Annotated in this window: 16 protein-coding genes; 9 read left to right on the top strand and 7 right to left on the bottom strand. The window is 46.0% G+C overall.

From position 1 onward, the window contains the following. Window positions 1-141 precede the first annotated feature (141 nt). From thrA to HG547_RS13075, 5 genes are all read left to right on the top strand, one after another. Window positions 142-2,610: a bifunctional aspartate kinase/homoserine dehydrogenase I gene (thrA, locus tag HG547_RS13095; protein ID WP_169548063.1), complete on the top strand. Its 2,469-nt coding sequence runs from the start codon at window positions 142-144 to the stop codon at window positions 2,608-2,610. Continuing rightward, on the top strand, window positions 2,607-3,545 hold the full coding sequence (gene thrB, locus HG547_RS13090) for a homoserine kinase (RefSeq protein WP_169548062.1): 939 nt from the start codon (window positions 2,607-2,609) through the stop codon (window positions 3,543-3,545). The genes thrA and thrB overlap by 4 nt, the downstream gene beginning before the upstream one ends. A gap of 67 nt (window positions 3,546-3,612) precedes the next feature. After that, window positions 3,613-4,896, top strand: coding sequence for a threonine synthase (gene thrC, locus HG547_RS13085; protein WP_169548061.1), 1,284 nt, complete (start codon window positions 3,613-3,615; stop codon window positions 4,894-4,896). 526 nt (window positions 4,897-5,422) lie between these two features. Then, on the top strand, window positions 5,423-6,307 hold the full coding sequence (locus tag HG547_RS13080) for a transporter substrate-binding domain-containing protein (protein ID WP_169548060.1): 885 nt from the start codon (window positions 5,423-5,425) through the stop codon (window positions 6,305-6,307). A 195-nt stretch (window positions 6,308-6,502) separates the two neighbouring features. Beyond that, on the top strand, window positions 6,503-9,787 hold the full coding sequence (locus tag HG547_RS13075; RefSeq protein WP_169548059.1) for a S41 family peptidase: 3,285 nt from the start codon (window positions 6,503-6,505) through the stop codon (window positions 9,785-9,787). A gap of 205 nt (window positions 9,788-9,992) precedes the next feature. On the opposite strand, the gene HG547_RS13070 is transcribed toward HG547_RS13075, so the two are convergent. The 4 genes from HG547_RS13070 to HG547_RS13055 form a co-directional block, all read right to left on the bottom strand. Continuing rightward, window positions 9,993-10,430 carry an OsmC family protein gene (locus tag HG547_RS13070; protein WP_169548058.1) on the bottom strand — a complete coding sequence of 146 codons (438 nt, stop codon included), beginning with the start codon at window positions 10,428-10,430 and terminating at the stop codon, window positions 9,993-9,995. Window positions 10,431-10,529: 99 nt separating this feature from the next. Further along, the gene (locus HG547_RS13065) at window positions 10,530-10,880 is read right to left on the bottom strand and encodes a DUF3325 domain-containing protein (RefSeq protein WP_023266561.1); all 351 of its coding nucleotides are present in this window, start codon (window positions 10,878-10,880) and stop codon (window positions 10,530-10,532) included. After that, on the bottom strand, window positions 10,877-12,556 hold the full coding sequence (locus HG547_RS13060) for a PepSY-associated TM helix domain-containing protein (RefSeq protein WP_169548057.1): 1,680 nt from the start codon (window positions 12,554-12,556) through the stop codon (window positions 10,877-10,879). Before HG547_RS13060 ends, HG547_RS13065 begins: the two co-directional genes overlap by 4 nt. A gap of 1 nt (window position 12,557) precedes the next feature. Then, window positions 12,558-12,926 carry a DUF3649 domain-containing protein gene (locus tag HG547_RS13055; RefSeq protein ID WP_037420902.1) on the bottom strand — a complete coding sequence of 123 codons (369 nt, stop codon included), beginning with the start codon at window positions 12,924-12,926 and terminating at the stop codon, window positions 12,558-12,560. Between the two features lie 381 nt (window positions 12,927-13,307). Here HG547_RS13055 and HG547_RS13050 point away from each other — a divergent pair, with 381 nt between their 5' ends. Together HG547_RS13050 and raiA are read left to right on the top strand one after the other, a co-directional pair. Beyond that, on the top strand, window positions 13,308-14,876 hold the full coding sequence (locus HG547_RS13050) for a PAS domain-containing methyl-accepting chemotaxis protein (protein ID WP_169548056.1): 1,569 nt from the start codon (window positions 13,308-13,310) through the stop codon (window positions 14,874-14,876). 228 nt (window positions 14,877-15,104) lie between these two features. After that, a complete protein-coding gene (gene raiA, locus HG547_RS13045) occupies window positions 15,105-15,461 on the top strand; it encodes a ribosome-associated translation inhibitor RaiA (RefSeq protein WP_023266557.1) in 357 nt (118 codons plus the stop codon). A gap of 64 nt (window positions 15,462-15,525) precedes the next feature. On the opposite strand, the gene HG547_RS13040 is transcribed toward raiA, so the two are convergent. Then, window positions 15,526-16,221, bottom strand: a complete 696-nt coding sequence (locus HG547_RS13040; RefSeq protein ID WP_169548055.1) for a response regulator transcription factor — start codon at window positions 16,219-16,221, stop codon at window positions 15,526-15,528. A 44-nt stretch (window positions 16,222-16,265) separates the two neighbouring features. Further along, window positions 16,266-17,408, bottom strand: a complete 1,143-nt coding sequence (locus tag HG547_RS13035; protein WP_169548054.1) for a histidine kinase — start codon at window positions 17,406-17,408, stop codon at window positions 16,266-16,268. A gap of 340 nt (window positions 17,409-17,748) precedes the next feature. Here HG547_RS13035 and HG547_RS13030 point away from each other — a divergent pair, with 340 nt between their 5' ends. Further along, window positions 17,749-17,889 carry a hypothetical protein gene (locus HG547_RS13030; protein ID WP_157173871.1) on the top strand — a complete coding sequence of 47 codons (141 nt, stop codon included), beginning with the start codon at window positions 17,749-17,751 and terminating at the stop codon, window positions 17,887-17,889. 128 nt (window positions 17,890-18,017) lie between these two features. On the opposite strand, the gene HG547_RS13025 is transcribed toward HG547_RS13030, so the two are convergent. Then, window positions 18,018-18,740, bottom strand: a complete 723-nt coding sequence (locus HG547_RS13025; RefSeq protein ID WP_037420892.1) for a YebC/PmpR family DNA-binding transcriptional regulator — start codon at window positions 18,738-18,740, stop codon at window positions 18,018-18,020. Window positions 18,741-19,123: 383 nt separating this feature from the next. Between HG547_RS13025 and HG547_RS13020 the strand changes: the two genes are divergently transcribed. Then, window positions 19,124-20,692: a methyl-accepting chemotaxis protein gene (locus HG547_RS13020; RefSeq protein WP_169548053.1), complete on the top strand. Its 1,569-nt coding sequence runs from the start codon at window positions 19,124-19,126 to the stop codon at window positions 20,690-20,692. Window positions 20,693-20,985: the final 293 nt, after the last annotated feature.

Genomic DNA, 20,985 nt, shown 5'->3' with positions numbered 1-20,985 from the left:
CTACAACCACCACTACAACCAGAGTGGGGGCGGGCTGATACACCCTAAAGAATTTTAACGACGAGCCCGCTTCCCACAAAGAAGCGGGCTTTTTTGTTTTTAGCTTATGTTTCTTAGTCGGGCGCGGTACAGGAGATCAAGATGAAAGTGATGAAATTTGGTGGTACCTCGCTTGCAAATTGGCAGCGATTTTCAATGGCGGCGGATATTGTTGCCAAGGCAGCGAAAGCTGAGCCGGTCGCGACAGTGCTCTCTGCGCCTGCAACAGTGACAAACGCTCTGCTAGAAATGGTCGATGTGGCGGTGAAAGGGGAAGATTATTCACCAGTCATTCAACACGTTGAGCGGGTGTTTACCTCGCTCTATCAGGATGCGGTTAGTTCTGGACTCTCTAGTAGCCAGAGCGAAGTGCTGTTCGCCGGACTAAGCGCGCAGCTTGCACGTTGGCAGGACAGATTACGCGGTATTACGCTGTTGCAGGAATGCCCAGACGGGGTGCGCGCCGAGATCGTGGTTGCGGGTGAGCGTTTGTCTGCTGCGTTGATGGAGCAAGTCATGCTGGCAAAAGGCATTACTTCGGCGCAGCTAGACCCACGTGAACTATTTTTAGGCCGTGGTCGTCCGCTAGAATCCGTGGTCGATATTGCCGTCAGCAAACCGCGATTCAAAAATCTTGCCCTCGATGAGAAGCGGGTTTGGGTGATGCCCGGCTTTACCGCCGCCGATGAAGACGGCAAGGTTGTGACCTTAGGCCGTAACGGTTCTGATTACTCTGCTGCCGTGCTGGCCGCTTGTTTAGATGCTTCAAGCTGCGAGATTTGGACCGACGTTGACGGCGTATACAATACCGATCCTCGGGTTGTTACCGATGCTAAGTTGTTGTCACAGCTCAGTTATCAAGAGGCGATGGAGCTGTCTTACTTTGGGGCTAAGGTGCTGCATCCTAAAACCATTGCGCCTATCGCCCAGTTCCACATCCCCTGTTATATCAAAAACAGCTTTAATCCCGATGCGCCCGGCACTCTGGTATCGAATCAGGCCGATCAGAGCGGCTTGCAGGTGAAGGCCATTTCTAATTTGGATAATCAAACCATGTTTGATGTATCAGGCCCTGGTATGAAGGGCATGGTCGGTATGGCGAGCCGCACACTGGCGGCGATTTCCCGTAGCGGTGTTTCTGTGTCACTCATCACCCAGAGTTCTTGCGAATACAGCATCAGCTTTTGTGTGGCGACCAGTGAGTCCGCCAAGGTGAAATCGGCGCTAGAGCAAGAGTTTGAGTTAGAAATTAAAAGTGACTTGCTAGAACCGATTGCAATGCGCCATGACTTAGCAATCGTCTCCTTGATCGGTGATGGTATGCGTACCCATAAAGGTGTGGCGGCGCGGTTCTTCCAAGCCTTAGCGCAGGCGAGTGTGAATATCATCGCGATTGCCCAAGGCTCCTCCGAGCGCTCTATTTCAACGGTGATCGAACAACGTAAGACCAAACATGCTGTAGCCGCCTGTCATCAAGGCTTTTTCGATGTGCAGCAGTATTTAGATGTGTTTTTAGTGGGTTGCGGTAACGTTGGCGCAGGCTTACTGGAGCAGATCAAACAACAGGCGAGCGTGCTAAAAGAGCAGCACATTAGCATCCGTGTCTGCGGTATTGTCAATTCAAGCAAAATGTTACTCGATAGTGCGGGTATTGATTTAAACAATTGGCAAAACCTGCTTGCCGATAGCCAGCAGCCAAGCGATATACCTGCGCTATTGGCGTGGGTGAAAGAGCAACAGTTATTAAACCCTGTGCTGGTGGATTGTACTTCAAGCGATCAAGTATCGAACCAGTATTTAGAGGTGATGAACGCGGGCATGCACGTGGTGACGCCGAATAAAAAGGCTAACACTCGCGATTACGCCTATTACCAAGCTTTGCGTCAAACAGCATTAAAGCAACGTCGGCAGTTTCTGTATGAGACCAACGTGGGCGCAGGATTACCCGTTATCGATAACTTGAAAAAACTGTTATTCGCCGGTGATAAATTGCACAAGTTTAATGGCATTTTGTCAGGCTCCTTATCCTTTATCTTCGGTAAACTCGATGAGGGTATGTCACTTTCTGAGGCGACTAAACTGGCGCGGGAAAAATGCTTTACTGAGCCCGATCCTCGCGATGATTTAAGTGGCATGGATGTGGCGCGTAAGGTACTGATTTTGGCCCGTGAAGTGGGGTTGAAACTTGAGCTAAATGATATTGTTGTCGACTCAGTCTTGCCCGCAGGTTTTGATGATTCAGGCGATGTGGAAAGTTTTATGGCGCGTTTACCCGAGGCTGATGCGGCGATTGCGGCGCGAGTGGCTGAGGCGAAAGCGCAGGGTAAAGTGCTGCGTTATGTGGGGCAGATTGAAGAAGGCGCGTGCTATGTGCGTATCACCGAAGTCGATGCTACCGATCCACTTTATAGCGTAAAAGGCGGTGAAAATGCCTTGGCATTCTACAGCCGTTATTATCAGCCGATTCCCTTTGTGTTGCGTGGATATGGTGCGGGCACAGAAGTGACTGCGGCAGGTGCCTTTGCCGATGTATTAAGAACCTTAAATTGGACTCGTGAGGTGAGTGTATGAGTTTGACCGTTTACGCTCCCGCCTCTATGGGTAATGTGGGTGTGGGCTTTGATTTATTGGGCGCAGCACTTGCGCCTATCGATGGCAGTTTACTCGGCGATAGAGTCACGATTGCGGCGGCGGATGCTGGGGTGAGCCTCACTCAAGTGGGAGCTTGGGCGCATAAGTTACCCAGCAATCCCGAGGATAATATCGTCCATCAATGTGCGGTGTTTTTCTTAAAAGCCCTTGGGAAAGAAAACCAAGGCGTGGCATTAACCCTAGAAAAAAACTTGCCCGTCGGCAGTGGCTTAGGCTCGAGCGCCAGTTCTGTGGTTGCAGCGCTTTATGCGCTGAACGAGCATTTTGAACGCCCATACGATAAACAAGCGCTACTCGAACTCATGGGCGAGTTTGAGGGCAAGATCAGCGGTAGCGTGCATTACGACAACGTCGCGCCCTGTTATCTGGGCGGCATGCAGCTGATGCTCAATGTGCCCGGCGCTATCTGTGAGCCGATTCCCAGTTTTAAACAATGGTATTGGGTGGTGGCGTATCCTGGAATTTCACTCTCAACGGCCATGATGCGTAAACTCATGCCAGAACAATACGATAAGTCTGTGGCCATCGATTTTGGGCGTTATTTGAGTGCCTTTGTGCACGCCTCTTATCAGCAAAACGCCAAGCTTGCGATTCAAGTATTAAAGGATGTATTGGCTGAACCTTACCGCGCAGCGGCGATTCCGGGTTATGACAATGCCAGAGCAGCGCTCGCCGAATTAGGCATGTTAACTACTGGCATCTCGGGCAGTGGGCCAACGCTGTTTTCTGTGACTGACGATCTCGCGATCGCTAACGCCGCTAAGGCGTGGTTAGAGGCTCATTATCTGACCGAAGCGGGGGGCTTTGCCCATGTTTGTCGCCTCGATGAGCAAGGCACGCGCCGAGTCGATTGATTTTTCTTACTTTTAAAAGCATTAAGCCTAAGCCTTAAAGGTTTGGCACTGATAAGGTCGAGTGAGCATGGAACTATATAATTTAAAATACCCTTCGCAGAAAGTGAGCTTTAAGGAAGCGGTGCAATTAGGACTTGGTAAAGACAGAGGGCTGTTTTTTCCTACTCAAATCCCTGTGTTGCACGATATTGAGGCGCTGCTGGCGATGCCTTTTGTCGAGCGCAGTAAAAAAGTTCTCGGCGCTTGGCTCGCCTCTGAATTGGGTCAAGATACGGTAGATCAACTGGTTGAGCGTGCCTTTAATTTCGATTTACCCTTAGTGGCAGTCGATGAGCAGCGCTCGTGCCTCGAGCTTTTCCATGGGCCCACCTTAGCATTTAAGGATTTTGGCGCGCGCTTTATGGCGCAATGCATCAATGTTTTTGCTCAAGACTCGCGCTTAACCATTTTAACGGCGACATCAGGGGATACAGGGGCGGCAGTGGCCGATGCCTTTTATGGTCTAGATAAAGTCAATGTTGTGGTGCTTTATCCTAAGGGCAAAATCAGTGAGCTACAGGAAAAAATGTTCACTACTTTAGGCAAGAACATCCACACAGTCGCGGTTGAGTCAGATTTCGATGCTTGCCAGCACTTAGTCAAACAGGCATTTGAAGATAGCGATGTGCGAGATGGTTTGCATTTAAACTCGGCTAACTCTATCAACATCAGTCGCTTACTGGCACAGATTTGTTATTACTTCGAAGCGGTTGCTCAGTCAAAACAGCGTCATGAGGCCGATCCTGTGATTGCCGTGCCCAGTGGTAATTTTGGTAATCTCACCGCAGGTTTGTTTGCTAAAGCCATGGGCTTACCCGTTAAACGTTTTATTGCTGCTACTAATGCGAATGACACTGTGCCACGCTATTTAGAGAGTGGCGATTGGCAGCCTAATCCCACTCAAGCCACTATGTCCAATGCGATGGATGTGAGTGAGCCAAGCAACTGGCCGCGCGTTGAAGCTATTTGCGAGAAACTCGGTTGGCCATTGGCAGACTTAGTGGGGATTCGCCTGTCAGAGGTGCAAACCTCGGAGGCGTTGGCAGATCTTTATGCTAAAGGTTATGTATCTGAGCCCCATGCAGCGATTGCGGCTAAAGCGTTAACCCTTAACTTAGTGCCTGGTGAAGTGGGGATATTTTTAGGTACGGCTCATCCCGCTAAGTTTAAGGATGTGGTCGACAGGGAGCTTGCCCTTAACTTACACCTTCCGCCTGAATTAAAAGCGGTAGAGCACAAAACAATATTATCGGCTGAATTAGCAGCTGATTTTGCCCAGCTAAAAAACCATTTATTTGCGGTATTAAACTAGGGCGTGTTGACGTTTCGAGATTAAATTTTGTTCGTTCTGGCAAGCACATGCTCACGAAGCGAGGAATGAAGTGTAGTTATTCTACTCAAATGACGAGTGACAAAGAGCAAGTGCTTGCCAGACGAACCCTTTGGGCAGCACTTGGCTGAAGTTTCTGCAGCGTTATCGTCCGTTTATGTAGAATGCTACACAGCACGGACTTTGCCTTGCATAAACATCAGCCAAATTGCTGCAAAAACAACCCTAAAACGTCAACACGCCCTAATCTTGTAAACGACGATAAATACTAACTAGATGAAATACAAAGGGAGTCGTTTGACTCCTTTTGTATAGATGTTTTTATTATTGTTCACGCTAGTTCGACCAATGGACTGTACTGAGCAACTTGATGGCATCAAGTTGGGATGCCGACTAAGCTTAGATCGAGTCATAAATAAGCCGTAGTAGCTTACATAGCATTAAGCCGTAAAAACTGAGTATTAAACCGTAAAATCATCGAAGAATAACTCGCGACGGGGCAACGATAATGCCAAAGTGCATTTTTCAGTTTAGCCATATCTTGCTGTTATATATTTTTATTTTCCCCGCTTGGAGTGTTCCATCCGAAGCGAATGTTTCCGCTTGTTCGAATCCCATTAAAGTCGGTTATAACGATTGGCCTCCCTATGCCTGGCAAGATATGCAGGGGGAGGCTCAAGGACTGGATGTTGAATTACTGCGTGCGTTTGCTGAGTTTTTGGGATGTGAGATTAACTTTATCAATGTCCCTGCGAAGCGTTCACATCAAATGCTGAAAAGTGGCTCACTAGATATAATGATGGGTGCTACAAAGACCGTCGAGCGTGAAGAATATTCATTTTTTTCAGATCCCTACCGTGATGAAGAAGTGCGCTTATTCGTATTAGATGAAAACAAAGACAATGTTAAGTTAGAACGATGGCAGGATATTTTTACTCAAAAGTTGCGGCTCTTAGTGCCAATCAGTGGTTGGTATGGTGCGGATTATGAGAAGACTCGAGAACGTTTAGCACTGGAAAACTTATTGATACTGAGTCCTGATGTCGACAAATCAGTGCAAATGCTCACTTATGACAGAGCGGATCTGATGATTGGGGATGCTATAGCGATGCCCTATATTGCAAGTCAACACCAAGGGGTCAGGTTATCAGCACTTAAACCGATATTGGACCATAATCCAATACACTTAATGCTAAGTAAGCAGAGTATGTCTCCCCTACTGTTAGCGCAATTTAATCGTGCAATTAAGGCGTTAACAATCAATGGTGAAATTGCGCGAATTGTCTATAAATGGCAGCAAATTTCGCTGGCACAGCAATCGAAAATCAGCAATCAATATGGCCCATTTTATCGCTTGTATGCTGGGTTATTAACGTTTGATATAGCAAGATAAGCGCTATTCTAATGAGTATGCAAAATGATAAGTCTATGACACATTTGCTAAAACATCTCTTATTTTAAGTTACTGCTCTCTCTATCAATTTCTGCTAGCTTGTTGGGTTACTGGGTTAGACTTTGGGTCATTATTGGTGAATTTTGCCCACTAGAAAGTCCATTGCTAACAATAACAATAGGATAGAGATTACACATGAAACTTCGTCACTCCGTTGCCTGCTGCATGCTCGCCCTTGGCACTTTGTCTGCAGCGCAGGTATTTGCAGCACAATCGACTAGCAATCAAGGTTATTACCGCGCGCCAGCGTTGCATGACCAGACCTTAGTGTTTACCGCTGAAGGGGACCTGTGGACGCAAACCCTAGGCCAAAAGGCGGCGACGCGCTTGACTACCTTGCCTGCTGAAGAGCTCGGCGCAGCCATCTCTGCCGATGGTAAATGGGTGGCTTATGTGGCCAATTATGAGGGCGCGAGTGAGGTTTATGTGATACCAGTGGCTGGTGGTGTGGCCAAACGCGTGAGTTTCGAAAACAGCCGAGTGCGCGTGCAAGGGTGGACCAGTAAAGGAGAGGTGCTTTATTCCACCGACACTGGCTTTGGCCCAGCGAATAATTGGATGCTGCGTCTTGTCAATCCCGAGAGCTTAACCACAACCGATCTGCCCTTAGCCGATGCGGTGGAAGGGGTGATCGATGCCAATAATCAGTATGTCTATTTTACCCGTTTCGGCCTGCAGGTGACGGGCGATAATGCAAAGGTATATCGCGGCGGCGCTAAGGGCGAATTATGGCGCTTTAAACTGGGTGGTAAAGACGAGGCACAATTACTTAGCAAGCAGCACCAAGGCTCGGTCCGCCAACCTATGCTATGGCAAGACAGACTCTATTTTATTAGCGATAGCGATGGTAATGACAATCTCTGGTCAATGGCGCTTGATGGCAGTGATGCTAAACAGTTGACTCAGTATAAAGATTGGCAAATGCGCGCTGCCCGTATGGATCAAGGCAAAGTGGTGTTCCAGCAGGGCGCAGATATTCATGTTTTTGATATCGCCTCCGCTAAAGACTCATTATTAGATATTGAATTAACCTCCGATTTTGCCCAACGTCGCGAACATTGGGTAAAAGATCCGATGGATTATGCTACCTCCGCTAATCTTGCCCTTGCTGGCGATAAAGTGGTGATTACCGCCCGCAGTCATGTGGCGATTGCTGGGACTGATGGCTCGCGGTTAGTGCAAGTCGCGCTTCCTGGCACTTATCGAGTACGCAATGCCATTCTGAGTCAGGACGGCAAGTCGGTTTACGCCATCAGCGATATGAACGGCCAACAGGAAATTTGGCAATTTCCTGCCGACGGCAGCAGTGGTGCTAAACAGCTTACTAAAGATGGTCATACTTTTAGAATGTCGCTGAGTCAGTCAAGCGATGGTCGTTATCTTGCCCATGACGATAACGACGGTAATGTGTGGCTATTGGATCTAAAGAAAAACACAAACCAAAAAATCATCAGCAACGGTGAGGGACTTGGTCCCTACGCTGATATTCGCTGGTCTAGTGATAGTCGTTTTATTGCGCTAACCAAAGCTGAAATCGGCAAGCAAAGACCACAAATCGTACTCTATTCGGTGGATGAGAATAAGGCCCAAGCACTCACCAGTGACAAGTATGAATCCTATTCACCGACTTTCAGTAGTGATGGTCAGTGGTTATATTTTCTCTCCAATCGCCAGTTTACCGCAACGCCAAGCTCACCTTGGGGTGACCGCAATATGGGGCCTGTATTTGATAAGCGCAGCCAGATTTTTGCGATTGCCTTAGTGAAGAATGCCAAGTTCCCCTTCAGTAAACCAACGGAATTAGTGGCAAAGGCGGCAGAAAAAGCTGACTCAAAAGATAAACCGACGCCTGTAAAAATTGATTGGGCGGGAATTAGCGAGCGTTTATGGCAAGTACCTGTTGATTCGGGTAATTACAGCCAGCTATCCGCCATTGATGGTCGTTTGTATGTACTCGACCAAGCGATTGGTGATGAAAGCCAACCTAACCTCATGACAGTTAAGTTCACTGAGCAGCGCCCTAAAGTCGAAGTGTTTGCTGAAGATGTGGCTAACTACAGTGTCTCTGCTGATGGTCAAAAGTTGTTGCTGCGTAAACAAAGTGATGAAAAGTCGCTGATGATTGTTGATGTGGGCGATAAACTCGGCGATACCGACAATGCCAAGGTACAGACTGACCAATGGCAATTAGCGATTTCGCCAAGCTTAGAATGGCAACAAATGTTTGAAGATGCGTGGTTAATGCATAGAGATTCCTTCTTCGATAAAAAAATGCGCGGTCTCGATTGGCAGGCAACCAAGGCTAAGTACCAACCATTACTCGCACGTTTAACGGATCGTAATGAGCTAAACGATATCTTTATGCAGATGATGGGCGAGTTAGATTCGTTGCACTCGCAGGTGCGTGGTGGTGATTTGCCGAAGGACCCTGACGCGGCGAAGGGCGCGAGTTTAGGCGCTCGATTACAGCAAACTAGCGACGGGGTGAAAATTGCCCACATTTATCAAAATGATCCCGAACTGCCGAGCCAAGCATCACCTTTGAGCCGTATTGAAGTCGATGCGAAAGAAGGCGATGTGCTACTCGCCATCAATGGCACGCCTGTGGACAATGTGGCTGATGTGACCCGCTTATTGCGTAATCAACAGGATAAGCAAGTGTTACTGGAGCTTAAACGTGGTAGCCAAAGCCATAAAACCGTAGTGATGCCTGTGAGCACTCTGGTCGATGGCCAATTACGTTATTTAGATTGGGTCAACCATAATGCGGAGGTCGTGACCAAGGCGAGCCAGGGCAAGATGGGTTATCTGCACTTATATGCCATGGGCGGCGGCGATATTGAGAGCTTCGCCCGTGAGTTTTACACCAATTATGATAAAGACGGTCTGATTATCGACGTTCGCCGTAACCGTGGTGGCAATATTGATAGTTGGATTATCGAAAAACTGTTACGCCGCGCTTGGGCATTTTGGCAGCCAACCCATGGCACGCCTAATACCAATATGCAGCAAACTTTCCGTGGGCATTTAGTGGTGTTAACCGACGAGCTGACTTACTCAGATGGTGAAACCTTCTCGGCGGGAATCAAGGCGCTGGGAATTGCTCCGCTGATAGGTAAACAAACCGCAGGCGCTGGAGTGTGGTTATCGGGTCGTAACTCACTCACAGATAAAGGGATGGCGCGGGTCGCCGAATATCCGCAGTATGCGATGGATGGTCGCTGGGTACTCGAAGGTCATGGTGTAACACCGGATATCGAGGTGGATAACTTACCCTTTGCGACCTTTAACGGCCACGATGCACAGCTCGAAACCGCCATTAGCTATCTTAAGGATGAATTGATTAAGCAGCCTATTCCAGCATTGAAGGCGCAACCTATGCCAGCGAAAGGTATGGCGGAAGATATAAAGGCTAAGTAGTTGGCTTAACGTAAATTTTTAACCGAAATTTAAGCTAATTCAGCTAAGCTGAGTCTGTTCAATGTTAGGGCGTGGTCTTGTAGTTCCCAAGACCACGCCCATTTTTTTGCCTATAGATTTGGTGCTGGTTAACGGTTCATCGTTATTTTTGCGGCAAGGTAATTGGTCTATGGCAAGTCTATCTGCATGAACTTGCCTATAACCATCAAAACTTTATTTGAATATCCGTTGCTAAGCTATTAGCGATAAAGCAGTTTGCATGGGCTTTTTCGTGAATTTTCTCAAGTGTTTCCTGAGTGACTTCCACACCTTCAGCAAAAACGACCTTAGGATTTAAGATCATTTTAGTGACGGCAAGTTTACCAGCTTCATTTTTTCCTAGTTCCGCAGATGCTTCATCGACATAGGACACGACGGGGAGGCGTTTGAGGTGCGCAATGGCGAGGAAGGTCAGCATATGGCAGGAAGACAGCGCCGCGAGCAGGCTTTCCTCTGGATTGACAAAATGTGCATTGCCCTTGTACTCAGGGGCTGAGGATGCCTGAATCGTTTGACCGCTGCCAAAGGTAATACTGTGATCACGGCAAAATTCGTCTTCTTCTGCTGGCGAGGTTTGCCAATTCACTGTTAAGTTAAAGCCCATGTTTTTCTCCTTATTGCAGGACATCAGGGCACTATAGCTTAGCTAAAAAGACTTCTCCAGCATGGGGCGCACAGTTTAGTGCGCCATCTGTGAAACGGTTTAGATCCCACCACTTAACAGTAAGCTGCCAGTCAATACACTGCCAGTAACTATCCCTATGGGAAGGTGGCGTGGGCTGTAGCTTAGGGTCAAAATCACTAACATGGCGGCTAGTGAGATGATCCCCATAAACAGAATACTGCCATAGGCCCAGCCTTGCCCGTGGGCGCAGGTGCTTAAGCTAATGATTAATAACAGCCAAGCAAACAGGGTTAACAGGCGGCTCTGCCATTGTGACGGTGGGCGTTTAAACACATCTTTAAAGTGGCCAAACTTAGCTAACGCAAACAGCGCAAGGGAGAGATAACTAAGCCCGAGAATGCCGAGCATAGGGATAAATTCTGGCATCATGACTTTGCTTCCTCCAAGGGCGATGAGGTAAGTTCGGTTGCGTAAGTGGTCTCAACGGGTTTTCGCATAGGTTTTTTATCTGAAATAGTATTTTTTCGATTCGGTTTTTGCAGTGTTTTTGCCACCACAGAGAGCTTGGTGCTGGAAAATAGCATTACTACACCGATTAAAACCGCTAACACATCAAAACCAACCAAAGCCCACTGTTGAGACTGGATATTATCAATAAAGTGGCTTGGCGATGTGAGTGCATTGAGTATGGGCAGCGCACAATATAGTGTGCCAATCAGCACCAGAGCTATTTGCCAATCGCGTCTGCTGCGCCCGAAAAATGCCCACACGCCCATAGCACCTAAAGCAATAAAGAAGCTGTGTACTTCCCAAGCGGAACGCGTTGCAAAATCGGCGGGTAATATGCGATTGGCATAGAAAAACGCAGCCGTACCCAAGGGCAAGCCTAAGATAAACATGAAGTTTAATCCCTCAACTAAGCGCAGGCCACGGCTCGGTTTCTCGCCTTTATCGATTGCCTTTTGCTGTTTCTGGCGCAAACGAATCGCCCACATTAAGGTGCCAGTCGCTACCATGGCGCAGCCGAGTAAGCCGCAGAAGAAGAACAAAATACGCAGCAACGGCGCAGCAAAACGCGCGGTGTGCAGTGACATCATAGTGTCGTAGGTTGCCACCGTTCCTGACACTTCGTGTGGACTGGCGTATTTGAGTTCACCTGTCACGCCGTTAAACACGAGGAGTGTTGCTTCATCGGTGACATCTTTGCCAGTATTTTGATAGAAGGTCACTTGGCTATTTTTATCTTGAGGATAGGAAACAATCACCAGCTTGATTGGCGCATTACCCCATTCAGCCTGAACTTGGGGTAACAGTTGGCTTAAACGTACTTGCTCGGCATAAATGCCTGAGGCCTTCTCCGTTTGTCTTGCCGGATTGAGTTCTTTTAAAAAGGCTTGATTATCCTCAGGATAAGCTGTGCTTACCGTCCATGGGATATAGATCAGCATCAAGGTAATAAGGCCGGTATAGGTGATCATCAGATGATAAGGCAGTGCAATAACAGAACTGACATTATGGGCATCGAGCCAAGAGCGTGCGCCCTTGTTTTGACGAAAACTAAATAAATCCTTAAAGATACGCTTATGGATAACGATACCGCTGATAAGGGCAATCAGCATAAACATAGTGCAGACGCCCACAATGTAGCGCGCTGTAATGGCGGGCATATAGTGCAGGTCGAAATGTAAACGATAGAAGAAGTCACCCCCACGACTATCGCGGACGTCAGTGATGACGCCACTCCCATCAGCAAGTGCCGTATGTTGCTCGATTTTGCCACGACGTTGCCCTTTTTCAGGCGGCAGTTGCCAAGCAAAGCTAAGCATAGGACTGCGCTGGGTCGGAAAGTTTATTAACCAGCGTTGTGTTTCCGCTGGCGAATGACTCTCAATATAGTGTTGGCCCTTATCAAGCTGGCTTATCAATTGATTTGCTTGATAGTCTTGAAATGTACCGCGGTGAAGTTCTGGCTCAGCCCATAGGCTGATTTCATGGCGAAAATAACTCAGGCTGCCTGCAAAAAAGATCAGCAATAATACCCAGCAAACGAGTAAACCCGCCCAAGTGTGTAGCCAAGATAAGGTTCTAAAAAAGGTTTCTTTCATCTTACTGTCCACACACCTTAAGCAGAGTAAAACACAGGAGGCTAAATAACATCAGATCCCGCCACGCATGCCAGGTTTTACGCACGCAAAAGGCATAAATAATGGCGATGGCATAAAACAAGAATGCCAGCATATTGGCCGTTAATGTGCTCTCAAATCGAGACATTGGCAGTATTTGAGTCAGTAAACAGGCCAGCGTTGCCGCTGCAATATAGCCAGCCAATAACGCAGCACTCGCGCGAACAAATACCTGCAAACCAAATTGAGTTTGCTCTTGTTTTAGCCACCGAATGGCGGCTTGAAAATAACCCGATACAGGACGTACAGCTATCGCTGAGAGGGGGGAATTTGATGTTGGGATATGTGACATAAGTGCTACTTATTTCAGTCAATATTAAACGGTTAATCCAAATGCCAATTCAGCCATAGCTGAATACAGCGGGCATTCTAATGAGCTATCAGGCTATTGTTTTGATGATTATAACGCAGTTGATTTAAATGATAAACAATATCATTTGCATTTATTGAGGCAGTGCACAAAATATCCTTAACACATTTTGAGTGCTAGCTCGCGTTATGCGTAACCCTGTGCAATATGTCACAAATGTTTGGTTTTATTGATGAGATTGATCTTACTTGTTTAGCATTTGGTTAAATTTTCTGCTTTCAGTGTGAACTTAATCAAAGTAGGTGTTCTGTCATTTTGGCAAAATCCCCTGCAACTTTCACTTGGAGTCATTTTGATATCCCTATGCAAACACATTCAAAAAAAGGTGAAAAACACCTATCTGAAAACGCAATCCTACTCTCTACGACCGATTTGAAAGGAAATATTAAGTACGTTAATCAAACCTTTTCGCAGATAAGTGAATATAGCGTTACTGAGTTGCAAGGGAGTCCTCACAATATCGTTCGTCACGAGGATATGCCTGCTGCTGCGTTTAAAATGCTTTGGGATAGAATTAAAAGCGGCAAACCTTGGATGGGCATAGTCAAAAACAAGACCAAAACTGGCGGTTACTATTGGGTCAATGCCTATGTTGCACCTGTATATGAAGATGGCAAAATTCATGAATATCAATCAGTACGTCGCCAGGCGACACCTGAGCAAATCAGAGCGGCTGAAGATGTTTATCAAGGCATTAATCAAGGTAAACAACCTAAAGCATTAAAAAAAGATAGCTTAGGATTTCGGGGGAAAATTCTCTCCTCCATGTTTTTATCTATTACGGCGACGGCGTTTTTGGCATGTTACTCCCCTTTATTAGCCGCACTTGTGGGGGCTTTAGTTGCTTGGGTATTGTGGTACAAGCTTATGCAACCATTACAAGCATTAGTTAGCGTTGCTACTCATATTATTGATGATCCCGTCGCGATGGGGATTTATACCGGTAGACAGGATGAAATCGGGAAAATTGATCTGGCTCTGCGGTTTTTAATTACTGAAATCGGTGGGGTTGTTGGCCGGATGGCGGATTCAGCAAGTGAAATACAAGAGCAGAGCGTCAATCTCAAACAAACCATCACTAATACCTGGGAGCATGCCGATAGTCAGAGCGTGCAAACCACTCAGGCGGCAACGGCAATGGAACAAATGAGTGCCAGTTTTGCTGAGGTAACAGATAATATCCATCGCACGGCATCTGAAATGGTCTCCAGCCATGAGGCTGCACAGCGCGGCCATTCACGGCTTGAAACTGTTATCGAAGCTATCCATCAACTGAGTGTGCAGGTAAGCCATTTTTCCGATGTGGTCCAAACCATAGAGCAGGATAGCCAAGCGATTTATCAAGTGTTAGAAGTTATTCGCTCTATCGCCGACCAAACTAATCTACTGGCGCTTAATGCGGCAATTGAAGCGGCACGGGCTGGGGAGACTGGCCGGGGATTTGCTGTCGTTGCCGATGAGGTGCGGCAATTGTCTAGCCGAACCAGTCAGTCAACTTCACAAATTGAGCAAATTGTGAGTCGATTTAAAGATAGCACGCAAAAAGCGACATCGACGATGACGGCAGGTCAAGAGCAGGTGAAACGTTCTGTCACTTTAGCGCAGGATGCCAGTGTGGCTTTTGGTGAGTTGTTATCCTCTATCGCTCGGATCAACTCTTTAAGTGATGACAATGCCGCAGCAATGACTCAACAGACATCTGTAGCGGCGGAAATTAGCCGTGCTATCCATGTGATCAGCGATTTGGCGCAGCAGAGTTTAGAGCAGACTCAAGATGCGGCGGCTAGGGGCGAGCAGGTTTCGCGCTTATCGACAAAAACTCATCACCTATCACAGCAATTCTGGCAACAAAGCGTGCAGCGTAAGTATTAGCACTTGGCATTCAACTGGTTGGTTTATTTTTTGTCGGTTATAAATCAACCAGTTAATTTATTTTAACGTTCCCGTATTGTGCCATTTCTTTGATGAGTCTCACATTTAGCTGCTGCTAATACCTGTTTCATTCGAAATATTTGTCTAGGGGGCTTGTGTTTTATTTGCCATGCCCCAAGCTCTAATAGTGAAGCGAAAAAAAAGTAAAGACACTAAAAGGGACAACCTATGAAAATTAATCTTTCTGGTCACCATGTCGATGTTACTGATTCTGTCAAAGAACACGTTAACGAAAAGTTTTCAAAAATCGCCACTCATTTCCCCACTCTCATTGGGCTTGATATCATTATTGCTAAGGAGCATGGCGAGTTTCAGGTTGAAATTCGAACAAATTACGAAGGCAGTCGCATCTCCGCCTCTGGTACGGATGAAATCATGTACCCCGCGATTGCTGCAGCAGCTAAAAAATTGGATGCTGCACTAAAACACCGTAAAGGTCAGTTAAAGGCCGATTTACATGAAAAGCCTACCTGCACAACGCCACCTATTGCCCATGAAATTATCCAAGAGATGGATTTACGCTAGTTTTTTGCGGCAGTAATTACATTGAAAAGGGCCTTTAAGGCCCTTTTTCGTTGGTGGGCCCGTCCTAAATTAAGCCGATTTGTAAGCCTTTTAGTACTGCTTGAGTACGGTCTCGGCAATTGAGTTTAGCCAAAATGGTTGAAACGTGGTTTTTCACGGTTCCTTCGGCCAAAAATACTGCATCGGCGATTTCTTTATTGGAAAACCCTCCCGCCATATAGCGTAAAATCTCTTGCTCGCGAGCTGATAACAACGCTTGAGTTGCAATGTTGAGAGGTGCAGGAGATAGAGATGCATGAGATAGGTGCTGCATCTGTTCAAGTACTGAAGGTTCTATCAGATACTCACCTTTGGCAACTGTTTCAATGGCATGCAGTAACTTATCCAGAGACACATCCTTCAATAAGAAGCCATTTGCGCCGGCATGTAAGCTATTTAAAAACAATTCGCTGTCATCAAAGGTGGTTAACATTATTACTGGTAAGGGATTTTGTGCGGCGCGAAGCTGTTTTAGCAAACTAATACCATCGAGCACAGGCATGCGAATATCGCTTAATAGTAAATCTACGGCTTCAGTTTCCAGCAGCCTAAGTGCTTCTTGACCATTCTCGGCCTGCCAAGTCACCTTGATATGCTGAGAAATGGCAATCAGGCTCGCGATCCCCTGACGAACTAACTGTTGGTCTTCCACTAATCCCACCCTGATAGTGTGAGGTGCGGATGGGTTATCAGTTGTGATTGCCGATTGAAGTTTTTCCATAAGTAGCGACTTATTCCTTGTAACCCGTTTTGTTGGGATGTCTTTTACATTGTTGTATTTTGTGGCAGCCGGATAATAAGGCTACAACCTTGAGCATCTTCATTGGGCTGCAAACACACCTTTCCATTAAAGGCTGATAACCTTTCCTGCATGCTATTGAGCCCGATACCTGTTGAAGCGGTTTGGTTGATACCTTGACCATTATCGTTAAGTTGAATGATAAGTTCGGTTTGTTGCTGTTGCATCGACAGCGTGAACTGATTGGCCTTGCCATGGCGCACCCCATTACTGATCCCTTCCTGCAATACCAGTAATAAGGCTTGAGCCAGTTCAGTCGACTGTAGCGGCACTAATGATTTATACCGCAAGCTAACATTAGGTAAACGGCTTGCTATTGCATCAAGCGGCGGCTTTAAGTCGAGGCCAATATTAACCCGCTGCGCACGAACCACGGCGCGGATACTCTCTAATAATTCCTTGGCAAGTGATTTACTCTGATTGACTGTGGATTTGAGCTCCGTAGGTGCTTGATGACTTAATAGCTCAAGTTGCAATGATAACGCAGTGAGTTGGTGGCCGAGAATATCGTGCAAATCCCGTGAGATCCTCAACCTTTCTTGCTGCTCGCTGGTTTGACTCAGCAAGGCTCTCGTGGCGATAAGTTGTTGATTAAGATGTTCCTGTATCCGGCGAGACTCGCGCTCGGACAATCTCGCTTGACTACTGCTGTAAGCAAATAGCTGGAATCCCATATAAATAAGGACATTAAAAATAATACTGTTTGAGGTGTGTGAGTGCAGAATGAAGTAATAGCTAAGATTGGCTAACAGGATTTGTCCTATCGCGGCATTGCGGCTAAAGAACTCGGGTAACAGTGACGCCCATATTACGAGCAAGATGGGTAACAAAGAATGCTCACTTAACAGCATTAAGCCGAGGGTACAGCAAACAAGTACTATGGTTAAAAGCCTATTTATCTTGAGACTTTTACGAGAATGTTCGAAGATTGTCAGCAATAAAAACAATAATATAAACAATGCATAAAGTGCTAAATGGCAACTTTTGTTGAGCGTGGGTAGCTTGGCTTGAATATCTTGATTAAATCCCAGCCAAGCGACAAGTGCCCAAGTGAGGCTACCCGCACCAATTAGCATCGTTTCTGCTTTGGTTAATCGATTTCCTTGCACCTATTTGCTTCCTTCAATCACAATTTATCATCCATTCTAAGGCAAGTATTCCATAAGAAACTATGTCTATCACGCAGGCAAAATCTTAATCCGCTAAGTTATTCGAATTATTTATTTAATTCAGTTTGTGAAGTTTTATCTGATATGTGGTTTATTAACCACGCCTAATAGCGCCAGCTATATGGAGATGCTGCATATTTATTTCAAATCAATATATTAGAGTCCTATCTCAATGTGAGCAGTGTTTTTGATAAAATCAAGCTACGTTGTTTTTATTAAGCGGGAGTTGCGGTGTCGTTAGCCTATGAGGTAATGAGTTAGTGATAGTAGGAATGCAACCTTGGCATTGCGATACCAATTGCCGGATGCGGTAACGCTTTACTACTCGCAGGTGTTAGTGGTCGGTGGGTATTGTATGGATATGGCGCCGCTTTCGGCAGTGGCAACTATTTTCCATAATGATTATGGCCCATCGCGATGATGAGTCCCTCCATGAAGCGCGCTACGAGATCTCGCGCGTTTGGCCAAGTGTGCAGCGATTGAATTTCATGCATGATCGCAAATAAAAACGCAGCTCATTGGCTGCGTTTTTGTTAAGTAAGATTTTAATTAATCTTGAATTTCTGCATTGTGATAAACGTTTTGCACGTCGTCACAATCTTCTAAAGCGGCGATAAATTTATCGAATACTGCCACATCTTCACCGGACACTGGGGTCATAGTTTGAGGCACAAAAGTGATGTTCTCGACTTCAAAGTTGATGTTAGGCATTGCATCTGTCAGTGCCGTTTTAACTTTGAAAAACTCGGTGTGTGGTGCGATAACACTGATCATGCCATCTTCCACTTCAACGTCATTCACATCGACATCGGCCATCATTAGAATTTCGAGGATGGCATCTTCATCTTCACCGGGGAAAACGAACACGGCAGATTGGTCAAACATATGGCCTACTGTACCGGGTGTACCAAGTTTGGCATCGTTTTTTACAAAGGCTTGACGCACTTCGGTGAAGGTACGTTTTACGTTATCGGTTAAGCAGTCGACGATGACCATACAGTTACCTGGGCCGAAACCTTCATAACGGGCAGTATCATAATCTTCACCGCCACCACCTTTGGCTTTATCAATAGCACGTTCAATAACGTGTGCTGGTACTTGATCTTTCTTCGCGCGTTCGATTAAACGACGGAGTGATAAGTTGCCGTCCGGCTCGACACCACCTTGTTTGGCGACTACGTAAATTTCTTTACCGTAGCGTGAGTAAAGGCGGGTTTTCTGGCCAGCTGTTTTCGCCATGGATTCTTTACGGTTTTGATATGCTCTGCCCATCTTGATCTCGTTAGCTCAAAAAAATTGCGCCGATAGTAGCAGTTTTCTTGCCGTATGTGCAGTCACTCGAGTTGGAATTCTTGTCAATAAAGCGATAAGCACCACATTTTGTCAGCTAAAAATGGCCAGAGTATTTTAGGAAGGATTTATTGGGTAATTCGGCGAAATCTATACTAATGTCTAATGCCATAAGCGCGTTAGAGCGCTGAAGATAGACTATAGGTTTTAGGATGAATAGTTCAATTTAGTCAGAAGGATAGACTCACTACGCAGTGTTTGAATTTGTCTATTCTGCTTACTGCGGCCAATCAAATAGCAATGGATAGCAAGTGAATACTCACTTCTCTCACTTTGCATGTTCGTTTTCTTGGTGAGATACAAATATGGAATTACAACATAAAATCGTCATTGCACTGAGTTTAGTCTTAGTTGTGTTTGGCAGCCTTTTACTTAATGCCATCTCCTTATCCGGTTTTACACATGCCTTGGTTTTAGGCGGGATAGTTTGTGTGTGGGTATTATGGATTGTTAAGCGTTTTTTGAGTATCAAGGCGCCAAATCCTGATGAAAATGCTCTTAGGCTCAATCGGTTAAGCTCTCCTGAACATGATATCAGCGTCCAAACCAGTAAGATTGCAATTGGTGCAGCTGAGGTCTCACATTTTATTGATTTATTGAATAAATCGATTGAGTCCAATGGTGAACATGCGAGTGCTATCGCGGTGGCTGCGGCGCAATTGAGTAATACAACTGCTTTGCTTGGTGATAATGCCAGCAGCATTTTAGTCCAAACCCAAGAGGCTGAGCGCTTGAGTGTGCAAGGCAGAACTCAAGCAAAAAAGGGCGTATCTGCTATCGAATCATTAAATGCTGATATCAACACTGCCGCTCAGCAAGTGCAGGCCTTAAAGTCAAAAGCTGAACAAATTCAAAAAATCACCGAGGTCATTAATTCGGTTGCGGAACAAACAAACTTACTGGCATTAAATGCTGCTATTGAAGCGGCAAGAGCTGGAGAGCAAGGGCGAGGATTTGCTGTGGTAGCTGATGAGGTTCGAAGCCTTGCCGGAAAAACGGCTGGAGCGACCCAAGATATCGGTAAGATGCTGCTCGAAATTCGTGCTGAAACAGACAAAAGTTCAGCGTTAATGGAACGAGTGGTTTTGCAAACTGCTGATGTTGTCGGTGCGATGGGGGAGTTGGATGGTCACTTTACTGATATCTCAACCTCTGTAACTTGTTCTGCGCATGCGCTTGGAGATATGGAAGAATCCCTTAAGCAATACAATCATACCACCAATGAGATTAGCAACTCGGTAGCGCAGATCCGTGACTCGCTGACTGCGACAGGAAGACAAAGCATGACGGTTTCTGAGCAGGCGTTTACCCTGTCATTAACGACAGAGGGTATATTTAAAGCATTGTCTCATTGGGATACTCAAACCTTTGATCAACAAGTGCTATTAGTCGCTAATGAAGCGGCAAAAGCTTGCGGAGAGAAACTTGCGCAAGGATTAGCTAATGGTAGTTTTACGGAAGCAGAGTTGTTTAGTCCCAAATATCAGCCAATTGCCAATACTCAGCCGCAGAAATATACCACAGCATTTGACCGTTTCACCGATCAACATTTTCCCGCGATTCAAGAACCGATTTTAGCTAAGCATAGTGAGATCATTTATGCTGGAGCCGTTGATAAAAAAGGTTATTTCCCAACCCATAATAAACGCTTTAGCCAAGCATTAACGGGCAAAGTTGAGGTTGATATGGTGCACAATCGCACTAAACGCTTATTTAATGACCCTACGGGCAGCCGTTGTGGGACACATACGGATCCTGTTTTACTGCAAACCTATAAGCGAGATACCGGGGAGATTATGCATGACTTGTCAGTACCCATTTATGTTAATGGTAAACACTGGGGCGGTTTTCGAGTGGGGTTTAAAGCGAAGTAACTGTAGTTTAATATAGAATTAACGCTTTTATTTTGTAGATAAATATTCATCTGTCCTTGTTGCTTAAGTGTGATCGATTGCGCGGATTTGATTAACAAAATAGAAATAGATTGGCATCTATTTGCCGAAGTGCTTAAATGATGTGATATTCATGGCGCGATGATGTCTTTATCTTTTGTACAAAGTTATATCGCTTTGAGTTTTTAATTTGTTGATTTTAAATGGTAAAATAAGTTTTTGGTTTTGTTTTCATAAGAGATGAATGGAGACTCTTGCCACTTTGATCGATAGCA

Origin of the sequence: Shewanella sp. DNRA4, assembly GCF_012843185.1 — a bacterium.
GTDB lineage: Bacteria > Pseudomonadota > Gammaproteobacteria > Enterobacterales > Shewanellaceae > Shewanella > Shewanella xiamenensis.
Note: the sequence above shows the minus strand (reverse complement) of the source record. Positions and strands in the feature narration are given on the sequence as shown.

Bases quoted from the DNA above. Each gene is read 5' to 3' on its own strand.
- thrA (WP_169548063.1), top strand. From the start codon at position 142: ATGAAAGTGATGAAATTTGGTGGTACCTCGCTTGCAAATTGGCAGCGA.
- thrB (WP_169548062.1), top strand. From the start codon at position 2,607: ATGAGTTTGACCGTTTACGCTCCCGCCTCTATGGGTAATGTGGGTGTG.
- thrC (WP_169548061.1), top strand. From the start codon at position 3,613: ATGGAACTATATAATTTAAAATACCCTTCGCAGAAAGTGAGCTTTAAG.
- HG547_RS13080 (WP_169548060.1), top strand. From the start codon at position 5,423: ATGCCAAAGTGCATTTTTCAGTTTAGCCATATCTTGCTGTTATATATT.
- HG547_RS13075 (WP_169548059.1), top strand. From the start codon at position 6,503: ATGAAACTTCGTCACTCCGTTGCCTGCTGCATGCTCGCCCTTGGCACT.
- HG547_RS13070 (WP_169548058.1), bottom strand. From the start codon at position 10,430: ATGGGCTTTAACTTAACAGTGAATTGGCAAACCTCGCCAGCAGAAGAA.
- HG547_RS13065 (WP_023266561.1), bottom strand. From the start codon at position 10,880: ATGATGCCAGAATTTATCCCTATGCTCGGCATTCTCGGGCTTAGTTAT.
- HG547_RS13060 (WP_169548057.1), bottom strand. From the start codon at position 12,556: ATGAAAGAAACCTTTTTTAGAACCTTATCTTGGCTACACACTTGGGCG.
- HG547_RS13055 (WP_037420902.1), bottom strand. From the start codon at position 12,926: ATGTCACATATCCCAACATCAAATTCCCCCCTCTCAGCGATAGCTGTA.
- HG547_RS13050 (WP_169548056.1), top strand. From the start codon at position 13,308: ATGCAAACACATTCAAAAAAAGGTGAAAAACACCTATCTGAAAACGCA.
- raiA (WP_023266557.1), top strand. From the start codon at position 15,105: ATGAAAATTAATCTTTCTGGTCACCATGTCGATGTTACTGATTCTGTC.
- HG547_RS13040 (WP_169548055.1), bottom strand. From the start codon at position 16,221: ATGGAAAAACTTCAATCGGCAATCACAACTGATAACCCATCCGCACCT.
- HG547_RS13025 (WP_037420892.1), bottom strand. From the start codon at position 18,740: ATGGGCAGAGCATATCAAAACCGTAAAGAATCCATGGCGAAAACAGCT.
- HG547_RS13020 (WP_169548053.1), top strand. From the start codon at position 19,124: ATGGAATTACAACATAAAATCGTCATTGCACTGAGTTTAGTCTTAGTT.